Genomic DNA, 19,184 nt, shown 5'->3' on the forward strand with positions numbered 1-19,184 from the left:
CATGAGCACCGACCTTGCCACCCGCGAGGCGCTTGCGGCGCCCTCCGCCGCAGCGGCCAAGCTGCGCGGGATCCAGAAGGCCGCGGTGCTGCTCGTCGCGATCGGCGAGCAGCGCGCCGGCGAGATCTTCAAGTACCTCGGCGAGCCTGAGGTCGAGGCGCTCTCGCTCGAGATCGCCAAGGCGTCCAAGGTCCCGACCGAGGTCTGCCGCGACGTGATCGACGAGGCGGTCGAGTCCGTGCTGGCCGAGGACTACCTCGCCGAGGGCGGCGTCGACTACGCCCGCAGCGTGCTGATGCGCTCGCTCGGCGGCGACCGCGCGGACGAGATCATCGGCCGCCTGGCGGCGACGATCGAGCGGCGGCCGTTCGAGTTCCTGCGCCGCACGCCGCCGGAGCAGATCGCCGTCTTCCTGCGCAACGAGTCGCCGCAGACGATCGCGCTGGTCATCTCCAACCTGCACACGACGCTCGCCGCCCAGGTGCTGTCGATGCTCGACGCCGACGAGCAGGCCGACGTCGCGCTGCGCATCGCGATGATGGCCGAGACGCGGCCCGAGGTGGTCGCGCAGGTCGAGAGCGTCGTGCGCTCGCGCCTGTCCGCCGTCGGCTCGCAGGAGTATGCGGCGGCCGGCGGCATCAAGTCGCTCGCCGACATCCTCAACCACTCCGACCGCTCGACCGAGCGCAACGTGCTCGACGAGCTGGCCAAGGCCGACAGCGAGCTGGCCGAGGAGATCCGCCTGCTGCTGTTCACGTTCGAGGACGTCGTCAAGCTCGACGACCGCTCGATCCAGATGGTGCTCAAGGAGACCGACCAGAAGGATCTCGCGATCGCGCTGCGCGGCGTGTCCGAGGACGTCCGCAGCCGGATCTTCTCGAACATGTCCGAGCGCGGCGCCGAGCTGCTGCGCGAGGAGATCGACTTCCAGCCGCCGCAGCGCAAGCGTGTCGTCGAAGAGGCCCAGGGCCGCATCGTCGGCGTCGTCCGCCGTCTCGAGGAGGCCGGCGCGATCGTCATCTCGCGCGGCTCCGGCGGCGAGGACGCGCTGGTCTGATGTCCGCCGTCGAGTTCGACTTCGAGACGCTGGAGACGCCCGCGGCGCCGGTCGCGGCTGAGGACGCCGCCGATGCCGTCATGGAGACGCTCGCGCAGGCGCGGGCGGACGCCGAGCAACTGCGCGAGGCCGCGTGGGCCGAGGGCTACGCGGCCGGGCGCGCCGAGGCGATGTCCGCGCTGGAGCCCGCGCTCGCGGCGCTGGCCGATGCGGTCGCCGGCATCAAGGCCGAGCAGGTCGCCGCGACCGAGCGGCTCGAGCGCAGCGCCGTCGAGCTGGGGCTCGCCCTGGCCGAGAAGGTGCTCGCCGGCGTGCTGGCCGTCGAGCCCGAGCGCGTGGTCGAGTCCGTCCGCGGCGCCCTGCGCGGGCTGGTCGAGCGCGAGCGCATCACGGTGCTCGTCAATCCCGCAGACCTCGAGCTCGTGGCCGGCGCGATGGAGGAGCTGCGGGCCTCGCTCGGCGGCATCGAGCACGTGGTCGTCGAGGCCGAGCGCCGCGTCGCGCGCGGCGGCTGCGTGGTGCGCACGCAGGACGGCGACGTCGACGCGGGCGTGGACACCAAGCTCGCGCGTGCGCGCGAGGTGATCGAGCAGGAACTGGGCCGCGCGGCATGACCGCCCTGGTGGAGGGCGCCATGGGCGCTTTGCACGACGCGGACCTCCACCGCCGCCACGGCCGCGTGGCCGACCTGATCGGGCTGATCGTGGAGGCCACCGGCCTGGAGGCCGAGGTCGGCGAGGTCTGCACCATCCAGACCGGCCGCGGGCGTCCCGAGGTGCCCGCCGAGGTCGTCGGCTTCCGCGCCGGACGCACGCTTCTGATGGCGCTCGGCGACGCGACGGGCATCGGCCCGGGCGCGCGCGTCACCGCCGGCGGGCAGCCGCTGCGCGTGGACGTCTCCGACGCGCTGCTCGGCCGCGCGCTCGACGGGCTCGGCCGCCCGATGGACGGCAAGGGCCCGATCCCGGGCGGCTCGTGGCGCGCCGCGGAGGCGCCGCCCCCGGATCCGCTCACGCGCCCACGGATCAAGGAGCGCGTCACGCTCGGCGTGCGCGCGCTCGACGCGCTCGTCCCGTGCGGCCGCGGCCAGCGGCTGGGCATCTTCGCCGGCTCCGGCGTCGGCAAGTCCTCGCTGCTGGGCATGATCGCCCGCTCGTCCTCGGCCGAGATCAACGTCATCTGCCTCGTCGGCGAGCGCGGCCGGGAGGTGCTCGAGTTCATGGAGCGCGACCTCGGGGCCGAGGGCCTGGCGCGCTCGGTCGTCGTCTGCGCGACCTCCGACCAGCCCGCGCTGGTCCGCATCAAGGCCGCCTACACGGCGACCGCGGTCGCCGAGCACTTCCGCGACCAGGGCCGCGACGTGCTGCTCATGATGGACTCGGTCACGCGCTTCGCGATGGCGCAGCGCGAGGTCGGCCTGGCGATCGGCGAGCCGCCGGCCACACGCGGCTACACGCCGTCGGTCTTCGCGCTGCTGCCGAAGCTGCTCGAGCGCTCGGGCACGGCGCCCATGGGCTCGATCACCGCGCTCTACACCGTGCTCGTCGACGGCGACGACATGAACGAGCCGATCGCCGACGCCGTCCGCGGCATCCTCGACGGCCACGTGGTGCTCTCGCGGGCGCTCGCGCACGCCGGCCACTATCCGGCGATCGACGTGCTCTCGTCCGTGTCGCGCCTGGTCACCGAGATCGTCGATCCCGAGACCCGCCTCGCGGGCAACGAGGTCCGCACGCTGATGGCGACCTACAAGGAGAAGGCCGACCTGATCTCGATCGGCGCCTACCAGCCCGGCACCGATCCGCCGACCGACGCCGCGATCCAGGCCCGTGGGCCGATCGACGCGTTCCTGCGCCAGCCCGTCGACGAGGCGTCCACGGCCGAGGACGCCGAGGGCATGCTGGCGGCGCTGGCCACGCTGAGCGGCGGCGCCGAGGTCCTCACGCCGGAGCCGGAAGGCCCGGGAACGCCGCTGCAGTCGGCGATCCCGTCCTTCAACATGACGCCGTGACGTCAGCGGCCTGACGTCAACGGCCGCGCGCCTCCGCGATCGGGTCGAAGCCGACGGCGTAGCGCGGGCCCCGCGGGTCGCCCGCGACGCGGGTGCGGGACTCGAGGGCGAACAGCGAGACGAGTGAGGCGGCGAGGAGAAGGCTGCGATGCATGGCGGGAGCCTCGCTTGCGCGGATTGCCCGTCCGTTGCCGCAACCTTGCCGGGCGGATCGGAGCAACCCGAAGGAGCCGCGTTGGGCCCCGCTCAGGGGTGCCGGGGGGCCGGGCGTCCTTAGCGTGGGGGCCGTGCGAACGCTCCATCATCCGGCCACCGCCAGTGACCTGCGCGTCGTCGCCGAGGTGCTCGCGGACGTCCGCGCGGGCGGCGATTCCGGGGAGCTGACGCTCAAGCACGCACCGCCGCCGCCGCGCTACGCGACATCGTCATGGCGCCCCGCCGGCGTGGCCGCCGAGTGGGTGGCGGCCGCCGGGACGCGCGGGGACGCGGTCGCGCTGTACGTGCACGGCCGGCGGTTCCGGTTCGACGAGCCCGCCGGCGCGCTCGCCGCGCGCTTCTCCGGCGCGGTCGGCATCCCGGTCCTGCTGCTGCACCATCGCCTCGCCCCGGCGGATCCGTACCCGGCCGCGCTCGAGGACGTGCTGGCGGCGTACCGCACGCTGCTCGCCCTCCGTCCCGCCGAGCGGATCGTCCTCGCCGGCCACTCGGCCGGCGCGACGCTGGTGCTCTCGGCGCTGGCCGAGCTGGCCGCCGGCTCCGAGCCGATGCCCGCGGCGGTCGTGGCCGTGTCGCCGATCGCCGACTTCACGCTGTCGGGCGCGACGCTGAGCGCCAACGCGGACAAGGACGTGGTCGCCCTCGCCGAGCTCGAGGCGGCGCGCGACGCGTACCTCGGTGCCGCCGATCCGGCCGGCGCGCCGCAGTCGCCCCTGTTCGCGCCGCTCGCCGGACTGCCGCCGCTGCTGCTGTGCTGCGGCGGCGACGAGATGCTCCTCGACGACACGCTCCGCGTCGCCGAGCGGGCGGATGCGGCCGGGGTCGACGTCACCGTCGAGCGCTTCGAGCGCATGGTCCACGGCTTCCCGGTCCTGCCCGTCACGGCCGCGGACGCGCTGCTCAGGCGGATCTCGGAGTTCTGCGGCGAATGGCTGCGCGGCGGTCCGGCTCCGCGGGCTCCGCGGCCGCTGAGCATCCGGCGCGTGGGCTGGGCCGGCTATGAGATCACCTCCGAGCTCGGGACCCGCGTCGTCGTCGACCCGTACCTGACCGACTCCGAGGGCCTGCACCTCGGCCTGCCGGAGAGCCCGGTCGCCCCCGGCGAGCTGTGCGGGGCCGACATCGTGGCCGTCACCCACGCCGGGTACGACCACCGCGGCCAGGCGATCGAGATCGTCGAGGGCGGCGAGGCGACGCTCGTCTGCGGCGCCGCGCTCCACGAGCACGCGCTGCGGCACGGCATCGCGCCCGGCCGCTGCGCGCCGATGGTCTCAGGCGTCGAGTTCCGCTACCGCGACGTCGCGGTCAAGGCGCTGGACGCGCGCCACCTCTCCAGCATGCGGACCGGCGGCGAGCTCGTCTCCGACCAGCCGCTGAGCTTCCTGGTCAGCACCGCCGCGGGGAGCCGGATCTTCTGCGGCGGCGACGTCTCGCTCTCGGCCGACATGCGGACCTGGCGCGAGCTCTACCGGCCGCAGGTCGCCGTGCTCGGCATCGGCGGCGTCGGGCCCGGGACGCACCGGGCGGTCGAGCTCCCTCCCGCCGAGGCCGCGATCGCGGCCGCCTGGCTGGGCGTGCACACCGTGATCCCCGTCCACCACCCGCCCGGCGACCCGGCCCCCGCCCAGCTCGAGGCCGACATCGCGGCCGCGGGCGCGCCGGTCCGCGTCGCCGCGCTCGAGCTCGGCGAGGCCTGGACCGCGGGCGTGACCGCGTCGCAGGAGCTCACGGGGCGGACCAGTCGAGTGGCCGGGCGGCGCGGCAGATCTCCAGCACGGTGGGCCCGCCGCGGCCGCGGGTGAGCGGCAGCCGGCCGAGCGACCGCGCTAGAGCTCGATCTCGCGCCCCGCGCCCGTCTCGAGCGCGAGGCGGAGGACCAGCTCGGCGGCCGCCGCGTCCTCGGCCACGTGTCCCATCGCCTTGTAGACGGTGATCTCGCCGGCGCCGTCGCGGCCGGGCGCGCGGCCGAGCAGGATCTCGCCGAGCTCGGTCGCGGCCGCCGGATCGAGCCCTGCCAGCTCGGCGCAGCCGGCGGGCGGCGGGGCGAAGGCGCCGCGGGTCTCGACCAGCAGGCGCGCGCGGCGCGCGAGCTCGGGGTCGAGCTCGCCGCCCGGCGGCGCGTAGCCGACCGACGTCACGTGCGTGCCCGGCGCGACCTCGTCCGCCCGCAGCACCGGCTCGCGCGCGCCGGTCGTGAGGCAGATGACGTCGGCGCCCTCCGCCGGGGCGCCGGTCACGCTCGCGCCGAACGCCTCCGCCAGCTCGCGCGCCGCGGCGGGATCCCTCGCGGTCACGCGGACCTCCTCGAAGTCGCACGCGAGCAGCGCCAGGTGCGCGCGGGCCTGGACGCCGGAGCCGACGACCGAGAGCACGCGCGCGTCCGGGCGCGCGGCGAGCCGGACCGACAGCGCGGACGCGGCGGCGGTCCGCATCGCCGTCACGTGGCCGCCGTCCATCGCCGCCAGCGCCTGTCCCGTGTCCGCGTCGATGACGCAGATCAGCGCAGGATGCGAGTCGGCGCTGTCCGGGAACAGCCCCACGAGCTTGATCACGACAGGCCCGCCGGCGCGGCGCCCCGGCATCGTGAGGACCGTCCCGCGCTCGACCTCGACGGCCTGGCGCGGCGGCGCCGACAGCTCTCCGGCAGACAGCGCGCGGAACCCGCCGGCGATCGCGTCGACCAGCGCGCCGGGCTCCAGCAGCGCCTCGACCTCCGCGCGTGAGATGAGAAGCATGAGCGCCGAGCCTAGTCTGCCCGGGCGCGCCGAGCACTCTCCGCGGCGCGAGCTCGCGAGGCGTGCGCTTCCTCGTCCGCGCCCGCCGAACTCGCCGAGGAATCGCCCCCTGGGCGATTCGGCCTTCAGGAATCTCGTGCCCTGTCGATGACAATGCTCGTGGAGACTCCGTCCTTCACGTTCCGGCTCGAGCGCGTCCGGACGCTGCGTGAGCGCGCCGAGGAGCGTGCGAAAGAAGCGCTCGCCCACGAGCTGCGGCTCCGCGTCCGCGGCGAGGCGGTCCTGCGCGAGGCCACGGACGCCGTGCACGAGGCCCGGGAGGCCGGGCTGAGCACCGTCAGCGGGCGCTCGAGCGCCTTCGACCTGCTGGCCGTCCAGGCGCACCTCGAGCGCGCCGAGCGCGCCCGCCGCGAGGCGGCGCTCGACCTCGACCGCCAGGACGCCGAGGTGGCCGCCCGCCGCACCGCGCTGTCTGCCGCCGCGCGCGACCGCCAGGCGATCGACAAGCTCAAGGAGCGACGGCGCTCCGAGCACGAGCGCGAATGGGCGCGCCGCTCGCAGAACCAGCTCGACGAGCTCGCGCTCGCCGTGCACCGCCGCGGGAGCGTCGCCGCGTGAGCATCGAGTCGGTGCTCGACCGCATGAACGCGCTGCAGGCGATGCTGGACTCGGCCTCCGGGCCTCCCGCGCCCGCAGCCGCCGGCACGGGGGACGCGGCCGCGTTCTCGGCCGCGCTGGCCTCCGCGTCGGCGGGTGCGGACAGCGGGACGGACTCCGGCGCCTCCGCTGCAACGTTCGCAAGCCTCGCCTCGCCGCTCGGCGCCGCCGCGTCCGCGCCGGCCGGCGCCTCCGGGCTTCCCGCCGGCACGCCCTACGGCGCCGAGATCACCGCCGCGGCGCAGCGCAACGGCCTCGACCCCGCGCTGCTCGCGGGCCTGATCGAGCAGGAGTCCGGCTTCGACGCCGGCGCCCGCTCCGGCGCCGGCGCGCAGGGGCTGACGCAGCTGATGCCGGGCACCGCCGCCGGCCTCGGCGTGACCGACCCGCTCGATCCCGCGCAGGCGATCGAGGGCGGCGCCAAGTACCTCAAGCAGCAGCTCGACCGCTTCGGCGGCGACACCGCCCGCGCGCTCGCCGCCTACAACGCCGGGCCCGGCGCCGTGCAGCGCTTCGGCGGCGTGCCGCCGTACGCCGAGACGCAGAACTACGTTCGCGCCGTGCAGGCCAACGCCGCGTCCTTCCGCTCGTCCACCCCCACCGCGTGAGCCAGATGACCACCGATCGCACCGCCGTCGCCCCGCGCTCCACCGCGCTCGCCGAGCGCCCGGGCTCCGGTTCGCGCTCCAAGCCCCCGGCGCCCGGCGCCTTCGCCGCCCTGCTCGGCGCCCAGGCGCCCGCGGACGCCCGGCCGGCTCGCGAGGTCCAGCCGCGCGATGCGGCGCCGGCCCGTCCGGACGCGCCGCGCGACGACGCGCCCAAGGCCGGCGACAAGGCCGCCGAGCCGCCCGGCACCGCCGGCGACGCCGCGGCCCCCGCGTCGCCGCAGCCGCCGCAGCCCGAGCCGGCCGCCGCGCCCGCGCCGACGCCGGAGCAGCTCGCCGTCCAGCTCGCGTCCCCCCTGCCCGCCGCGCCGCCGCAGAGCGCCGCTCCGGCCACGGAGCCTCCCGCCCAGGCGCAGCAGCCGCCGCCCGCCGCCACGCAGCCCGTCGCCGCTCCGGTGCCCGCGGCCGCGCCGGCCGTCCCGGCGCCCGCTCCGGCGCCGGTCGCGCCCGAGACCGCGGCGCCGGTCGCCGCCTCGCAGGCCGCGATCGCCGAGGCGCCTGCGACGCAGACGCCGGCGCCGAGCGTGCCCGCCGTGGGCGACGCCAAGCCGCCTGCCGCGCCCGCCGCTCCCGCGCAGCCGGTCGCGCCCCAGCCGCCGGCCGGCACCGGCGTCAAGCCCGACACGAGCGACGCGCGCTCGCAGTCGCAGCCGCGGCCCGAGCAGACCGCCGCGCCCACGCCGACCCCGAGCACCGCGCCGGCCGACGTCGCGCCCAAGGCCGACGCGCCCAAGCCGGCCGAGAACGCGCCCGCGCAGCCGCTGCAGGCGCCCGCCCCGGCGGCACCCAGCCAGGCGGCCGCCGCCGCGCAGCGCGCCGTCCCGCTCTACCGCGCCCCGAACGTCGCTGCCGCCGTCATCCACCTCGCGCAGGAGCGCGGCGTCACGCACGCCCGCATCAACCTCAAGCCGGCCGAGCTCGGCGGCATCGAAGTGCGCCTGCACTCGACGCCGCAGGGCGTTTCCGCCCATCTCGTGGCCGACTCGCCCGAGGCCGCCAAGGCGCTCTCGCAGGCCGGCGACGACCTCCGCCGCCAGCTCGAGGCGCGCGACGTGAACCTGCTCTCGCTCGACGTCTCGACCTCCGGCGAGAACGGCCGCGACGCCGCCGGCCAGGACCGCCCGGCCCGCTCGCGGCGCACGGGCTATGGCCTGGGCGACGACGAGGCCGAGCCGCCCGCCGAGACCACCCTCGTCCTTCCCGACGGCGTCCTCGTCGACGTTCTCGCCTGACCCCTCCCCAAGGAACCATGAGCGCAATCCCCTCAGCCTCGGCCGCCGACGCTCCGCGCCAGAGCGGCTCGACCAACGTCCAGAACGAGAAGGCGATGCTGGACAAGGACGGCTTCCTGAAGATGCTCGTCGCGCAGATGACGCAGCAGGACCCGTCGAGCCCGATGGACGCCGCGCAGCAGACCGAGCAGATGGCGTCCTTCACGATGGTCGAGCAGATCACCAACATGGCCGCCGACAACGCCAAGACGGCGTCGATCGGCATGATCGGCCACGACGTCACCTACACCGACCCGGCCGACAAGACCAAGACCACGACCAAGTCGGGCACCGTCGAGGCCGTCGCGCTGGGCAAGGACGGCACGTACACCTTGACCGTCTCCGGCACGACCGGAATCGACCCCACGTCCATCACGCAGGTCGCCTGAGCGGCGGCGAATCAGAAGGAGCAGATGCCCCATGATGCGAGGCATGTTCGCCGCGATCAGCGGCCTCAAGCAGCACCAGGTGATGCTCGACGTCACCGCCAATGACATCGCCAACGTCAACACGATCGGCTACAAGTCCGCGCGCGTGACCTTCCAGGACTCGCTGACGCAGCTCCAGCGCGGCGCGGCGGGCCCGACGACGAACAACGGCGGCTCCAACGCCGCGCAGGTCGGGCTCGGCGTCGGCCTCGGCTCGGTCGACAACCTGATGACCGCCGGCTCGATGCAGACCACGGGCAACCCGCTCGACTGCTACATCCAGGGCGACGGCTTCTTCGAGATCGGCGAGGGCACCCCGACGGGCCCCTCCACGCCGATCGCGCCCACCGCCTACACCCGCGCGGGCAACTTCACCGTCAGCTCCCAGGGCTTCCTGACGACGCAGGAGGGCAGCTACGTCCTCGGCTACGCGCAGCCGACGGCGACGCCGGCGACCACGGTCGCGATCCAGATCCCGCAGGGCGCGACCGGCGTGGCGATCGACCAGGCCGGCGGCGTCTCCTACGTCGATCCGGCGACCAACGCGCGCGTCACCCCGTACCGCCTCACGCTCGCCACGTTCTCCAACGCGGCCGGGCTGGAGCGCCAGGGCGGCAACACGTGGATCACGTCGGCCAACTCCGGCCCGAAGACCGAGAGCATGCCGGGCCAGGGCGGCGCGGGCACGACCATCGCCGGCTCCGTCGAGATGTCCAACGTGGACCTCGCGCAGACGTTCACGAACATGATCACCGCCCAGCGCGGCTTCCAGGCCAACTCGCGCGTCATCAGCACTGCCGACTCGATGCTCGAGGAATTGGTGAACCTCAAGCGCTAGTAACGTCGTCCGGAGGTCGGACTCCCGCCGGTGCCGGCGCGCGAAGACGCGCCCACGACGGGAGGACGACCGGAGGACGAAACCCGTTCTCCCGGAGCCTGAGAGCCCGAGCCCGAGAGCCCGGAGCCCGAGAGCCCTGATGCGCCCGTACGAAGGCCCGCACTAGCGGGCCTTCGCGCTTAAGCGAATCGAACAGATGCCGATCACCCGGATGTGATCCGTCTGCGCCGCCTCGGCAGCAAGGCTGAGGCCTTCTACCTCAACCCCGATCTGATCGTGACGGTTGAGGCGACCCCTGACACCATCGTGACCCTGACCACGCACACCAAGGTCCTCGTGGCCGACTCGCCCGAGGACGTCGTCGCCGCCGTGCGCGAATGGAGGTCGTCGGTCATCGCCGCCGGCCTCCCGCACGTCAAGCGCCGCAGCGACGTCCCGCTGTCGATCGTCAGGGGCGCGGATGCGCCCGTCGAGGAGCCGAAGCGATGAAGGCCTCCACCGCCATCGGCCTCGCCATCGGCATCCTGGGCCTGTTCCTGGGCGCGACGATGGAGGGCTCCAACGTCTTCGCGATCCTCAACCCGTCCGCGATGCTGATCGTGCTCGGGGGGACGCTCGGCGCGACGATCGCGGGCACGAGCTTCAACTCGATCAAGCTGATCCCGAAGCTCTACATGAAGGCGTTCAACGCCGACGCGCCCGACCTCAACGCGAAGGTCTCCGAGCTCGTCGGCTATGCCGAGTCCGCCCGCCGCGACGGGCTGCTGGCACTCGACGAGCAGACCGGCTCGATCGAGGACCCCTTCACCCGCAAGGGCCTGCAGCTGGTGGTCGACGGCACCGACCCGGACCTCGTCGCCGACATCCTCGACGCCGAGAACTCCGCGATGAAGAAGCGCCACGCCGCCTCGCGCCAGCCGTTCGAGAAGGCCGGCGGCTACTCGCCGACGATGGGCATCATCGGCACGGTCTTCGGCCTCATCCACGTGCTCGGCAACCTCGAGGCGCCCGAGACGCTCGGCCCGTCGATCTCCGCCGCGTTCATCGCGACGCTGATCGGCGTCGCGTCCGCCAACGTGATCTACCTGCCGATCGCCGCGCGGCTGAAGCAGCTCTCCGAGGAGGAGCTGCACGCCCGCGCGCTGATCGTCGAGGGCATCCTGTCGATCCAGGCCGGCGACAACCCGCGCGTGGTCCAGGAGAAGCTCGTCACCTTCGTCCCGCCCGCCATGCGCGCCGCCGAAGGCGAGCCGGCCGGCGCCGCCGCCGGCGCGAAGGCGGCCGCCTAGCCATGGCCCGGCACCGCCGCCGTGGTCACGAGGACCACGAGGTCGAGCACGACGAGAGCGAGCGCTGGCTCGTCTCGTTCGCCGACATGATGACGCTGCTGTTCGCGCTCTTCATGGTCCTGTTCTCGATCTCGTCCGTGAACACGTCCAAGTTCGAGGCGCTGCAGAAGGCGCTCCAGGACGCGTTCTCGGGTCGCGTGCTCTCCGGCGGCAAGGCGATCATGCAGACCGGCTCCGACGAGCAGCCCAAGGAGGCCGCGGCCGAGCCGCCGCTCGCGTCGCTGCAGCCGCTCAACGCGGTCGCCAAGGCGGAGTCGCTCACCCCGGAGCAGATCAAGCAGGAGCAGGCCAAGGCGGCCGTCGAGCAGGAGGACTTCCGCAGGCTCAAGCGCCGCATCGACGAGCTCGCCGCCAAGCAGGGCCTGCAGGGGCGCGTGACGGTCACGATCCGCCGGCGCGGCCTGATCATCCAGCTGCTGACCGACAAGGTCTTCTTCGACTCCGGCCAGGCGGTCATCAAGCCACAGGCGCGCAAGCTGCTCGACAAGATCGCCGTCGTCATCCGCGACGAGCGGACGCATCCGATCGACGTCGAGGGCCACACGGACTCCCAGCCGATCCACACGGCCCGCTACGGCTCCAACTTCGGCCTGTCCGGCGATCGCGCCGCGGCCGTGGTCGACGACTTCATCGCCAACGGCGTGCTCGAGCGCAGGCTCTCCACGCGCGGCCTCGCCGACAAGGAGCCGCTCGTGAGCAACTCGACCGCGGCGGGCCGGTCCAAGAACCGGCGGGTCGAGGTCGTCCTCGCCCGCATCCACAACCCGGAGTGATCCGCGCACTCGAGGCGCACTGAAACCCATGGTCAAGAAGCTGATCCCAGTCATCGTCGCCCTCGCCGCGCTCGGCGGCGTCTACAAGTTCGTGCTGGCCAAGCCGAAGTCGGCCGAGGCCAAGCCGAAGGTCGACGGCACCGTCTACATCCTCGGCAAGGAGTTCCTCGTGAACCTCGCCGACGGCCGCTTCGCGAAGCTGACCGTGGCGCTCGTGCTCGCGCATGACGACACCTCGACCGCCGTCAGCGGCCACGAGGCGACGACGAAGGTGCCGGACGGCTTCGGCTCGATGAACCAGGAGGCCGTCGTGCGCGACGTCATCACCGACGACCTGACCGACATCAAGGACTCCGACCTGATCGACCGCGACGGCCGCGTCAAGGTCAAGGACGAGATCCTCAAGGACCTCAAGAAGCACACCGATGTGAAGGTCGAGGACGTCCTGTTCACCGACGTCACGGTGCAATAGCCATGGCCGAGCCCGTCGATTACGCCCCCTTCGAGACCACCACCGCCGGCCCGGTCGAGCCGGCGTCCCCGCGGGAGGGTGGACCCGTGTCCGCGGAGGAGCTCGAGCGCCTGCACGACGTGCCCGTCGAGCTCGCGGTCGAGATCGGCCGCACGCAGATGACGATCCGCGAGGCGCTCGCGCTCGGCCCCGGCTCGATCGTGACGCTCGACCGGCTCGCCGGCGAGCCCGTCGACCTGCTCGTCAATGGCAAGCCGATCGCGCGCGGCGAGGTCGTCGTGATCGACGAGGAGTTCGGCCTGCGGGTCACCGAGGTGCTCGCGCCCAGGCGCGGGAGCGACCAGGCTGACGCCTAGACGGCCGACCGACCAGGTATACGGGGCCGTGTGACGCACGTCCGCGGCGCCGTCGGCGCCTTCTGGCGCAAGGCCTACGAGGACAACTTGACCGGCCTCGCGTCGATGGTCGCGTACCAGTTGATCCTCTCGATCTTCCCGCTCGCGCTGATCGCGCTGTTCGTCGCCGGCCGCGTGCTGCGCTCGCCGGAGGTGGCCGACTCCGTGATCAACGACGCGCGCACGATCTTCCCCACGGCGGCCGAGAGCACGCTGGTGGACGGCGTCAAGCGCCTGCAGGAGACCTCGACCACCGTCGGGATCGTCGCCGTCGTCTCCTCGCTCTGGGTCGGCGCGTCGTTCTGGGGCGCGCTGGACACGGCGTTCTGCCGCATCTACGCGCTGCCGTGCCGTTCGTGGGTGCACCAGAAGGTGTTCGGCTTCGGGATGCTGCTCGTGACGCTGACGTTCATCGTCGCGAGCGTCGCGGTGCCGACGCTGCAGTCGCTGCTGGCCTCGAGCGCGAAGGACCTCCCGTTCGGCTTGAACGACGTGAACGGGCTCGTCTACTGGGCCTCGATCGCGGCGGCGTTCGTGGTGCTGTTCGCCGCCCTGTGCCTCACGTACGCGCTCGTCCCCAAGGGCGCGATCCCGTGGGGCAGCGTGTGGCCGGGCGCGCTCGGCGCGACGGTCGCGACCGGCGTGGTCGACTGGGCCTTCCCGCTCTACCTGACCAACATCTCGACGCTGCGCGTGGGCACGTCGGCGGTCTTCGTGCTGATCGCGCTCGTCTGGTTCTACGTGCTGGCGCTGATCGTGCTCTCCGGGGCCGTGGTCAACGAGCTCCGCTTCGACCGGGTGCGGTCCGAGGGAGCTGACGCGTGACCGGCACCGAGCGCGGGATTGGGGTCTGGACCTGATGTAGCCCGCGGCTCAAGGACCGCGAGCGCCGGGCCGATAGGGAGCGTGAGCCCGATCCAGGCTCGATCCCCCTCGGTATTGATGAGCTTCCCCGCCTTCCTCCGCCCCCTTGGCGCGGCCGTCCTCGGCTGCCTGCTGACCGCCCCCGCCGCGTTCGCGGCCGACGGCGAGAACACCCCGCTCAACCTTCCCGCCGACACCGGCAAGGCAGCGTCGTCGGCCGGCGGACCGGGCGGCGGCTCGATCGTGCGCACGATCGTCGGCCTCGCGGTCGTGATCGGCGTCATCTACGGCCTCACCTGGGTGCTCAAGCAGGTCAAGGCGTCCAAGTCCGGCGCCCCCGCCGGCAGCGGGCTCGAGACGCTCGCGACGCTGCCGCTCGGCACCAACCGGACGCTGCACCTGGTGCGCGCCGGGCAGGAGATCGTGCTGCTCGGCTCCGGCGAGGCCGGCGTGACGCCGATCCGCACCTACACCGAGCAGCAGGCGCTCGAGCTCGGCCTGATCGAGCACGAGACGATCGAGATCGTCGCCGAGCCGGCGCTCACCGGGTCTCTGCTGGACAAGCTGCGCTCGCGGACGGTCGTGAAGTGAAGACCGACTCCTCCAACGCCGTCCAGCTGCTGCTGCTGGTCGGCGGCATCTCGCTGGTCCCGGCGCTGCTCTTCACGGTCACCGGCTTCTCGCGCATCCTGATCGTCCTCGGCTTCATCCGCACCGGCCTCGGCACGCCGACGGCGCCGCCGAACCAGGTGCTCGTCGGCATCGCGTTCTTCCTGACGCTGTTCGTCATGAGCCCGACGCTGACGAAGATCAAGAAGGACGCCTACGACCCGCTCCAGCGCGGCGCGATCACCCAGACGGTCGCGCTCAAGCGCGCCGAGGAGCCGATGCGCGAGTTCATGTTCGACCAGACGCGCGAGAAGGACCTGGCCCTGTTCGTCAAGCTCGCGAAGATCAAGAACGTCAAGACGCGCGCGGACATCCCGACGCAGGTGCTGATCCCCGCGTTCACGATCTCCGAGCTCAAGACGGCGTTCCAGATCGGCTTCCTGATCTTCCTGCCGTTCCTGATCATCGACCTGGTCATCAGCTCGACGCTGATGTCGATGGGGATGATGATGCTCCCGCCGATCTTCATCTCGCTGCCGTTCAAGATCCTGCTGTTCGTCCTCGTGGACGGCTGGAACCTGGTCACGCAGTCCCTCGTCCAGTCCTTCCACACATGAACCAGGACACCGTCGTCAGCCTCGTCGTGGACGCGATGTCCGTGGCGCTGAAGATCGCGATGCCGCTGCTGCTGGCCGCGCTGGTCGTCGGCCTCGCCGTGTCGATCTTCCAGGCCGTCACGCAGATCCAGGAGCAGACGCTGTCGTTCATCCCGAAGGTGATCGGCGTCGTCGCCGTCGTGCTGATCGCCGGCCCGTGGATGCTCGGCCAGATCGTGACCTACACGCAGCAGCTCTACGAGCAGATCCCGAGCCTGATCGGATGATCGACGTCAACGAGATCCTCGCGCAGTTCTCCGAGCAGCAGGTCGCCGGCTTCCTGCTCGTGCTCGGCCGGATCTCGCCGCTCTTCCTGCTCGCGCCGCTCTTCTCCAACAAGCTGATCCCGGCGCGCGCCAAGACGATCATCGCCGTCGCGCTCGCGGTCGGGATCTGGCCGATCGCCGCGCACGCGGGCACCAGGCACCACATCGACCTCGACGCGCTGCCGTTCGCGGCCCTGATGCTCAAGGAGGTGCTCGTCGGCGTCGTCTTCGCGCTCGTGCTGGCGGCGCTGACGGCCGCGCTGGCGACCGCCGGCTCGCTGGCGGACACGATCATCGGCTTCTCGTTCGGCTCGCTCGTGGACCCGGTCAGCGGCAACAACTCCTCGCTGCTCTCGAACCTGTACTCGATGCTGGCGATCGCCGTGTTCGTCGCGATCGGCGGCGACAGCTGGGTGATCCAGGGGCTCGCGCGCACCTACGACGTCGTGCCGCTGCTGGCGTCGCCGAGCATCGCCACGGCGACGCAGGGCGTGCAGGTGGCGTTCTCGGGCATCCTGCCGGCGGCGCTGATGGTCGCGGCGCCGGTGCTGCTCGCCGTGATCCTCACCGACGCCGCCCTCGGCGTCGTCACGCGCGTCGTGCCGTCGCTGAACGTGTTCTCGATCGGCTTTCCCGCCAAGATCGCCGTCGGGCTGACCGTCATGGCCGCGTCGCTTCCGTTCGTCGCCGGCTGGGTCGGCGATCAGCTCCAGCAGTCCGTGTCCGCCGCGCTGCATTCGCTGAAGGTCGCCTGATGGCCGGCGAGAAGACCGAGAAGGCAACACCCAAGAAGCGCGGCAAGGCGCAGGAGAAGGGCCAGGTCGCACGCTCGACGGACCTCAACGGCGCGGTCGTGCTGCTGGCCGCGCTGCTCGCGCTGTCGGCGTTCGGGTCGAAGATGCTCGGGCGCATGGAGGACGCGACGGTCACCCTCCTCTCGATGACGACCAACCCCGAGGTCGTCGACCGGCGCGGCATCGGCTCGCTGTTCGTCTACGCCGGGCAGCAGATCGGCTTCGCCGCCGCGCCCGTCGTGCTCGTGTGCCTGCTCGCGGGCGTCGCGATCAACGTCGTGCAGGTCGGCTTCAAGCCGGCGCGCAAGGCGATCCGCCCCGACTTCAAGAAGCTCAACCCGATCAGCGGTGCCAAGCAGCTGGTGTCGCCCAACTCGCTCGTCGAGCTGCTGAAGAACCTGCTCAAGGTCGGCCTGGTCGGCGCGATCGTCGCGCTGACGCTGCTGCCGAAGCTCGACACGCTCGGCTCGATGGTCGGCACGCCCGGCTCCGACCTGCTGGCGATGCTGGCCAAGGAGATCTTCTCGATCGCCCAGCGCGCCGCCCTGATCTACCTCGCGATCGGCGCCGCCGACGTCTTCTACCAGCGCTGGCGCTTCGAGAAGTCGCTGAAGATGGACAAGCAGGAGGTCAAGGACGAGCACAAGCAGACCGAGATGCCGGCGGAGGTCAGGAACGCCCGCCGCCGCAAGGCCTTCGAGCTCGCCGCCCAGCGCATGATGGACGCCGTCCCGACCGCCGACGTCGTGGTCGTCAACCCGACGCACTTCTCGGTCGCGCTCAAGTACGACGCCGGCCATCCCGCGCCGGTGGTCGTCGCCAAGGGCGTCGACAGCCTGGCGCTGCGGATCCGGGAGCTGGCCCGCGATGCCGACGTCGCCATCGTGCCCGACCCGCCGCTCGCCCGCACGCTCTACGCCACCGTCGACATCGGGAAGATGATCCCCGAGGACCTCTTCCACGCCGTCGCCCAGCTGCTCGCCTACGTCTACCGCGTCGCCGGCGCGAGAAGGACTGCCGTCGCATGAACGGGTTCCTGAAGCGTGCCGGCAGGCACGCCGACCTCGCCGCCGCCGGGGCCGTCGTGCTCGTCGTGGCGATGATGATCATCCCGCTGCCGTCGGCGCTGCTGGACTTCTTCATCACGATCAACATCGCGACCGCGCTGATGATCGTCGTCGCGACGCTCTACGTCCCGCGGGCGCTGGACTTCTCGTCGTTCCCGAGCCTGCTGCTGCTGACGACGCTGTTCCGGCTCGCGATCAACATCTCGGTGACGCGCCTGATCCTGCTGCACGGCGACGCCGGGCACGTCGTCGAGGCGTTCGGCAACTTCGTCGTCGGCGGCAACGTGATCGTCGGCCTCGTGATCTTCCTGATCCTGATCGTGATCCAGCTGACGGTCATCACCAACGGCGCCGGCCGCGTCGCCGAGGTGGGCGCGCGCTTCACCCTCGACGCCATGCCCGGCAAGCAGATGGCGATCGACGCCGACCTCAACACGGGCCTGATCACCGACGAGGAGGCCAAGCGCCGCCGCGCGGAGATCTCGCGCGAGGCCGACTTCTTCGGCGCGATGGACGGCGCCTCGAAGTTCGTCAAGGGCGACGCGATGGCCGGCATCCTGATCACCGGCATCAACCTGCTCGGCGGCATCGTGATCGGCGTCGTGCAGCAGAAGATGGCGTTCTCCGAGGCCGGCCAGCACTTCTCGCTGCTGTCGGTCGGCGATGGCCTGTGCGCGCAGATCCCGGCGCTCCTGATCTCGGTCGCGACCGGCATCCTGGTCACGCGCTCCGGCGACAACTCCGACCTCGGTACGACCGTCACCGGCCAGATCCTCGAGCAGCGCCGCGCGCCGCTCGTGGCGGGCGTCGTCGTCTGCGTCTTCGGCCTCGTCCCCGGCCTGCCGAAGATCCCGTTCTTCCTCGTCGGCGCGCTGTTGATCGCGGTCGGATACGCGCTCAAGAACGAGCCCACGCGCGCCGAGCGCGAGGAGCAGGAGAAGGCGCTGGCGGCGGCCGCCGCGACCCCCGAGCAGCTCCCCGCCCCGCGCGACGCGGCGCTCGAGGCGCTGGCGCTGGACCCGCTCGAGCTGGCGATCGGCTTCGGCCTGGTCCCGCTGGTGGACCAGGGCGCGGGCGGCACGCTGCTCGGCCGCGTCGGCACGATCCGCCGCCAGATCGCGTCCGAGCTCGGCATGGTCATCCCGCCCGTGCGCATCCGCGACGACGTCCAGCTGGACTCGCACGAGTACGTGATGCGCGTGCGCGGCACAGAAGTTGCGCGCGGCGGCATCATGGCGGGGCATCATCTGGCCATGGACCCGGGCGACGCCATGGGACAGCTGCCGGGGATCGCCACCACGGAGCCCGCCTTCGGCCTGCCCGCGGTCTGGATCCCGGAGGGCAACCGCGCCGAGGCCGAGGCGCTCGGCTGGACCGTCGTGGACCCCGAGTCGGTCGTCATCACCCACCTGACCGAGACGATCCGCGCCAACGCCTCTGAGCTGCTGACCCGTCAGGAGACGCGCCAGCTGCTGGACAAGCTCAAGGAGGTCAACGCGGCGGTCGTCGACGAGGTCGTGCCGGACGTGCTGTCGCTCGGCGAGATCCAGCGCGTGCTGCAGGCGCTGCTGCGCGAGAACGTCTCGATCCGCGACCTCGGCGCCGTAATCGAGGCGGTCGGCGACAAGGCGCGGCTCACGCGCGACCCCGCGATGCTGGCCGAGTACGCGCGCCAGGCGCTCGGGCGCACGATCGTCGCGCCGTACCTCGACGCCGACGCGACCCTGCACGCGATCGCGCTCGACCCCGCGTTCGAGCAGGAGCTGGCCGAGGCGCTCGTGCAGACCGCCGACGGCGAGTTCCTGGCGATCGACCCGGCGCGCGCGCAAGGCCTCGTGCAGGCGTGCGCCGTGCAGGTCGAGCACTCGCTCGCGCAGGGCGGGCGCCCGGTGCTGCTGTGCTCGGCGCGCGTGCGCCGGCACCTGCGCCGCCTGGTCGAGCAGCGGCTCCCGCAGCTCGCCGTCTGCTCCTACAACGAGGTGGCGCCCGGCGTCGGCGTGGAGACCGTCGCCGTCCTGGGCTCCGCCGTGCCCGTTGCCTGACCCTGACGCTTTGGAACCG

23 protein-coding genes are annotated in these 19,184 nt (G+C 72.6%); 21 read left to right on the forward strand and 2 right to left on the reverse strand.

Translation table 11 applies throughout. The features are described from left to right. Nucleotide 1 precedes the first annotated feature (1 nt). Genes fliG through H958_RS34210 form a run of 3 tightly spaced genes read left to right on the forward strand, consistent with a single transcriptional unit; the run spans nucleotide 2 to nucleotide 3,068 of the window. The gene (gene fliG / locus H958_RS0101580) at nucleotides 2–1,057 is read left to right on the forward strand and encodes a flagellar motor switch protein FliG (RefSeq protein ID WP_081685498.1); all 1,056 of its coding nucleotides are present in this window, start codon (nucleotides 2–4) and stop codon (nucleotides 1,055–1,057) included. Continuing rightward, entirely contained in the window at nucleotides 1,057–1,671 is a 615-nt protein-coding gene (locus H958_RS0101585) for a FliH/SctL family protein (RefSeq protein ID WP_028057377.1), read from the forward strand. Before fliG ends, H958_RS0101585 begins: the two co-directional genes overlap by 1 nt. After that, nucleotides 1,668–3,068 (forward strand): FliI/YscN family ATPase, encoded by a 1,401-nt coding sequence (locus H958_RS34210; protein ID WP_081685499.1) that lies wholly within the window; start codon nucleotides 1,668–1,670, stop codon nucleotides 3,066–3,068. Before H958_RS0101585 ends, H958_RS34210 begins: the two co-directional genes overlap by 4 nt. Before the next feature lie 16 nt (nucleotides 3,069–3,084). Here H958_RS34210 and H958_RS45795 read toward each other — a convergent pair whose 3' ends face one another. Then, the gene (locus H958_RS45795) at nucleotides 3,085–3,222 is read right to left on the reverse strand and encodes a hypothetical protein (RefSeq protein WP_156027592.1); all 138 of its coding nucleotides are present in this window, start codon (nucleotides 3,220–3,222) and stop codon (nucleotides 3,085–3,087) included. Between the two features lie 133 nt (nucleotides 3,223–3,355). Here H958_RS45795 and H958_RS42575 point away from each other — a divergent pair, with 133 nt between their 5' ends. Beyond that, nucleotides 3,356–5,086 carry an alpha/beta hydrolase fold domain-containing protein gene (locus tag H958_RS42575; RefSeq protein WP_051323679.1) on the forward strand — a complete coding sequence of 577 codons (1,731 nt, stop codon included), beginning with the start codon at nucleotides 3,356–3,358 and terminating at the stop codon, nucleotides 5,084–5,086. A gap of 24 nt (nucleotides 5,087–5,110) precedes the next feature. Here H958_RS42575 and H958_RS0101605 read toward each other — a convergent pair whose 3' ends face one another. Further along, nucleotides 5,111–6,019 carry an ornithine cyclodeaminase family protein gene (locus H958_RS0101605; protein ID WP_028057378.1) on the reverse strand — a complete coding sequence of 303 codons (909 nt, stop codon included), beginning with the start codon at nucleotides 6,017–6,019 and terminating at the stop codon, nucleotides 5,111–5,113. A gap of 153 nt (nucleotides 6,020–6,172) precedes the next feature. Here H958_RS0101605 and fliJ point away from each other — a divergent pair, with 153 nt between their 5' ends. From fliJ to flhA, 17 genes are all read left to right on the forward strand, one after another. Next, nucleotides 6,173–6,637, forward strand: a complete 465-nt coding sequence (gene fliJ, locus H958_RS0101610; protein ID WP_028057379.1) for a flagellar export protein FliJ — start codon at nucleotides 6,173–6,175, stop codon at nucleotides 6,635–6,637. Continuing rightward, complete coding sequence (locus H958_RS34220; RefSeq protein ID WP_051323680.1) at nucleotides 6,634–7,284, forward strand: lytic transglycosylase domain-containing protein; 651 nt, start codon at nucleotides 6,634–6,636, stop codon at nucleotides 7,282–7,284. Before fliJ ends, H958_RS34220 begins: the two co-directional genes overlap by 4 nt. Before the next feature lie 5 nt (nucleotides 7,285–7,289). Next, a complete protein-coding gene (locus H958_RS0101620; protein WP_156027596.1) occupies nucleotides 7,290–8,573 on the forward strand; it encodes a flagellar hook-length control protein FliK in 1,284 nt (427 codons plus the stop codon). Nucleotides 8,574–8,590: 17 nt separating this feature from the next. Beyond that, nucleotides 8,591–9,001, forward strand: a complete 411-nt coding sequence (locus tag H958_RS34225; protein ID WP_051323681.1) for a flagellar hook assembly protein FlgD — start codon at nucleotides 8,591–8,593, stop codon at nucleotides 8,999–9,001. 43 nt (nucleotides 9,002–9,044) lie between these two features. Next, entirely contained in the window at nucleotides 9,045–9,878 is an 834-nt protein-coding gene (locus tag H958_RS0101630) for a flagellar hook-basal body complex protein (RefSeq protein WP_196807160.1), read from the forward strand. 213 nt (nucleotides 9,879–10,091) lie between these two features. Further along, nucleotides 10,092–10,367 (forward strand): flagellar FlbD family protein, encoded by a 276-nt coding sequence (locus H958_RS34230; RefSeq protein ID WP_081685502.1) that lies wholly within the window; start codon nucleotides 10,092–10,094, stop codon nucleotides 10,365–10,367. Beyond that, nucleotides 10,364–11,167: a flagellar motor protein gene (locus H958_RS0101640; RefSeq protein ID WP_028057382.1), complete on the forward strand. Its 804-nt coding sequence runs from the start codon at nucleotides 10,364–10,366 to the stop codon at nucleotides 11,165–11,167. Before H958_RS34230 ends, H958_RS0101640 begins: the two co-directional genes overlap by 4 nt. A gap of 2 nt (nucleotides 11,168–11,169) precedes the next feature. Further along, nucleotides 11,170–12,000, forward strand: a complete 831-nt coding sequence (locus tag H958_RS0101645; RefSeq protein ID WP_028057383.1) for a flagellar motor protein MotB — start codon at nucleotides 11,170–11,172, stop codon at nucleotides 11,998–12,000. 28 nt (nucleotides 12,001–12,028) lie between these two features. Next, nucleotides 12,029–12,472 (forward strand): flagellar basal body-associated FliL family protein, encoded by a 444-nt coding sequence (locus H958_RS0101650; protein WP_028057384.1) that lies wholly within the window; start codon nucleotides 12,029–12,031, stop codon nucleotides 12,470–12,472. Nucleotides 12,473–12,474: 2 nt separating this feature from the next. Beyond that, entirely contained in the window at nucleotides 12,475–12,828 is a 354-nt protein-coding gene (fliN, locus tag H958_RS34235; protein WP_028057385.1) for a flagellar motor switch protein FliN, read from the forward strand. Nucleotides 12,829–12,858: 30 nt separating this feature from the next. Further along, on the forward strand, nucleotides 12,859–13,692 hold the full coding sequence (locus tag H958_RS0101660; protein ID WP_028057386.1) for a YihY/virulence factor BrkB family protein: 834 nt from the start codon (nucleotides 12,859–12,861) through the stop codon (nucleotides 13,690–13,692). A gap of 117 nt (nucleotides 13,693–13,809) precedes the next feature. Further along, entirely contained in the window at nucleotides 13,810–14,322 is a 513-nt protein-coding gene (locus H958_RS42580) for a FliO/MopB family protein (RefSeq protein WP_051323682.1), read from the forward strand. Beyond that, complete coding sequence (gene fliP, locus H958_RS0101670; protein ID WP_028057387.1) at nucleotides 14,319–14,957, forward strand: flagellar type III secretion system pore protein FliP; 639 nt, start codon at nucleotides 14,319–14,321, stop codon at nucleotides 14,955–14,957. The genes H958_RS42580 and fliP overlap by 4 nt, the downstream gene beginning before the upstream one ends. Continuing rightward, the gene (gene fliQ / locus H958_RS0101675) at nucleotides 14,954–15,223 is read left to right on the forward strand and encodes a flagellar biosynthesis protein FliQ (RefSeq protein ID WP_028057388.1); all 270 of its coding nucleotides are present in this window, start codon (nucleotides 14,954–14,956) and stop codon (nucleotides 15,221–15,223) included. Before fliP ends, fliQ begins: the two co-directional genes overlap by 4 nt. Continuing rightward, nucleotides 15,220–16,017, forward strand: coding sequence for a flagellar biosynthetic protein FliR (locus tag H958_RS0101680; protein ID WP_028057389.1), 798 nt, complete (start codon nucleotides 15,220–15,222; stop codon nucleotides 16,015–16,017). The genes fliQ and H958_RS0101680 overlap by 4 nt, the downstream gene beginning before the upstream one ends. Next, complete coding sequence (gene flhB, locus H958_RS0101685; RefSeq protein WP_037408808.1) at nucleotides 16,017–17,084, forward strand: flagellar biosynthesis protein FlhB; 1,068 nt, start codon at nucleotides 16,017–16,019, stop codon at nucleotides 17,082–17,084. Before H958_RS0101680 ends, flhB begins: the two co-directional genes overlap by 1 nt. Beyond that, nucleotides 17,081–19,165: a flagellar biosynthesis protein FlhA gene (gene flhA, locus H958_RS0101690; RefSeq protein ID WP_028057391.1), complete on the forward strand. Its 2,085-nt coding sequence runs from the start codon at nucleotides 17,081–17,083 to the stop codon at nucleotides 19,163–19,165. The genes flhB and flhA overlap by 4 nt, the downstream gene beginning before the upstream one ends. Nucleotides 19,166–19,184: the final 19 nt, after the last annotated feature.

The organism is Candidatus Solirubrobacter pratensis, assembly GCF_000425945.1.
Lineage (GTDB): Bacteria > Actinomycetota > Thermoleophilia > Solirubrobacterales > Solirubrobacteraceae > Solirubrobacter > Solirubrobacter pratensis.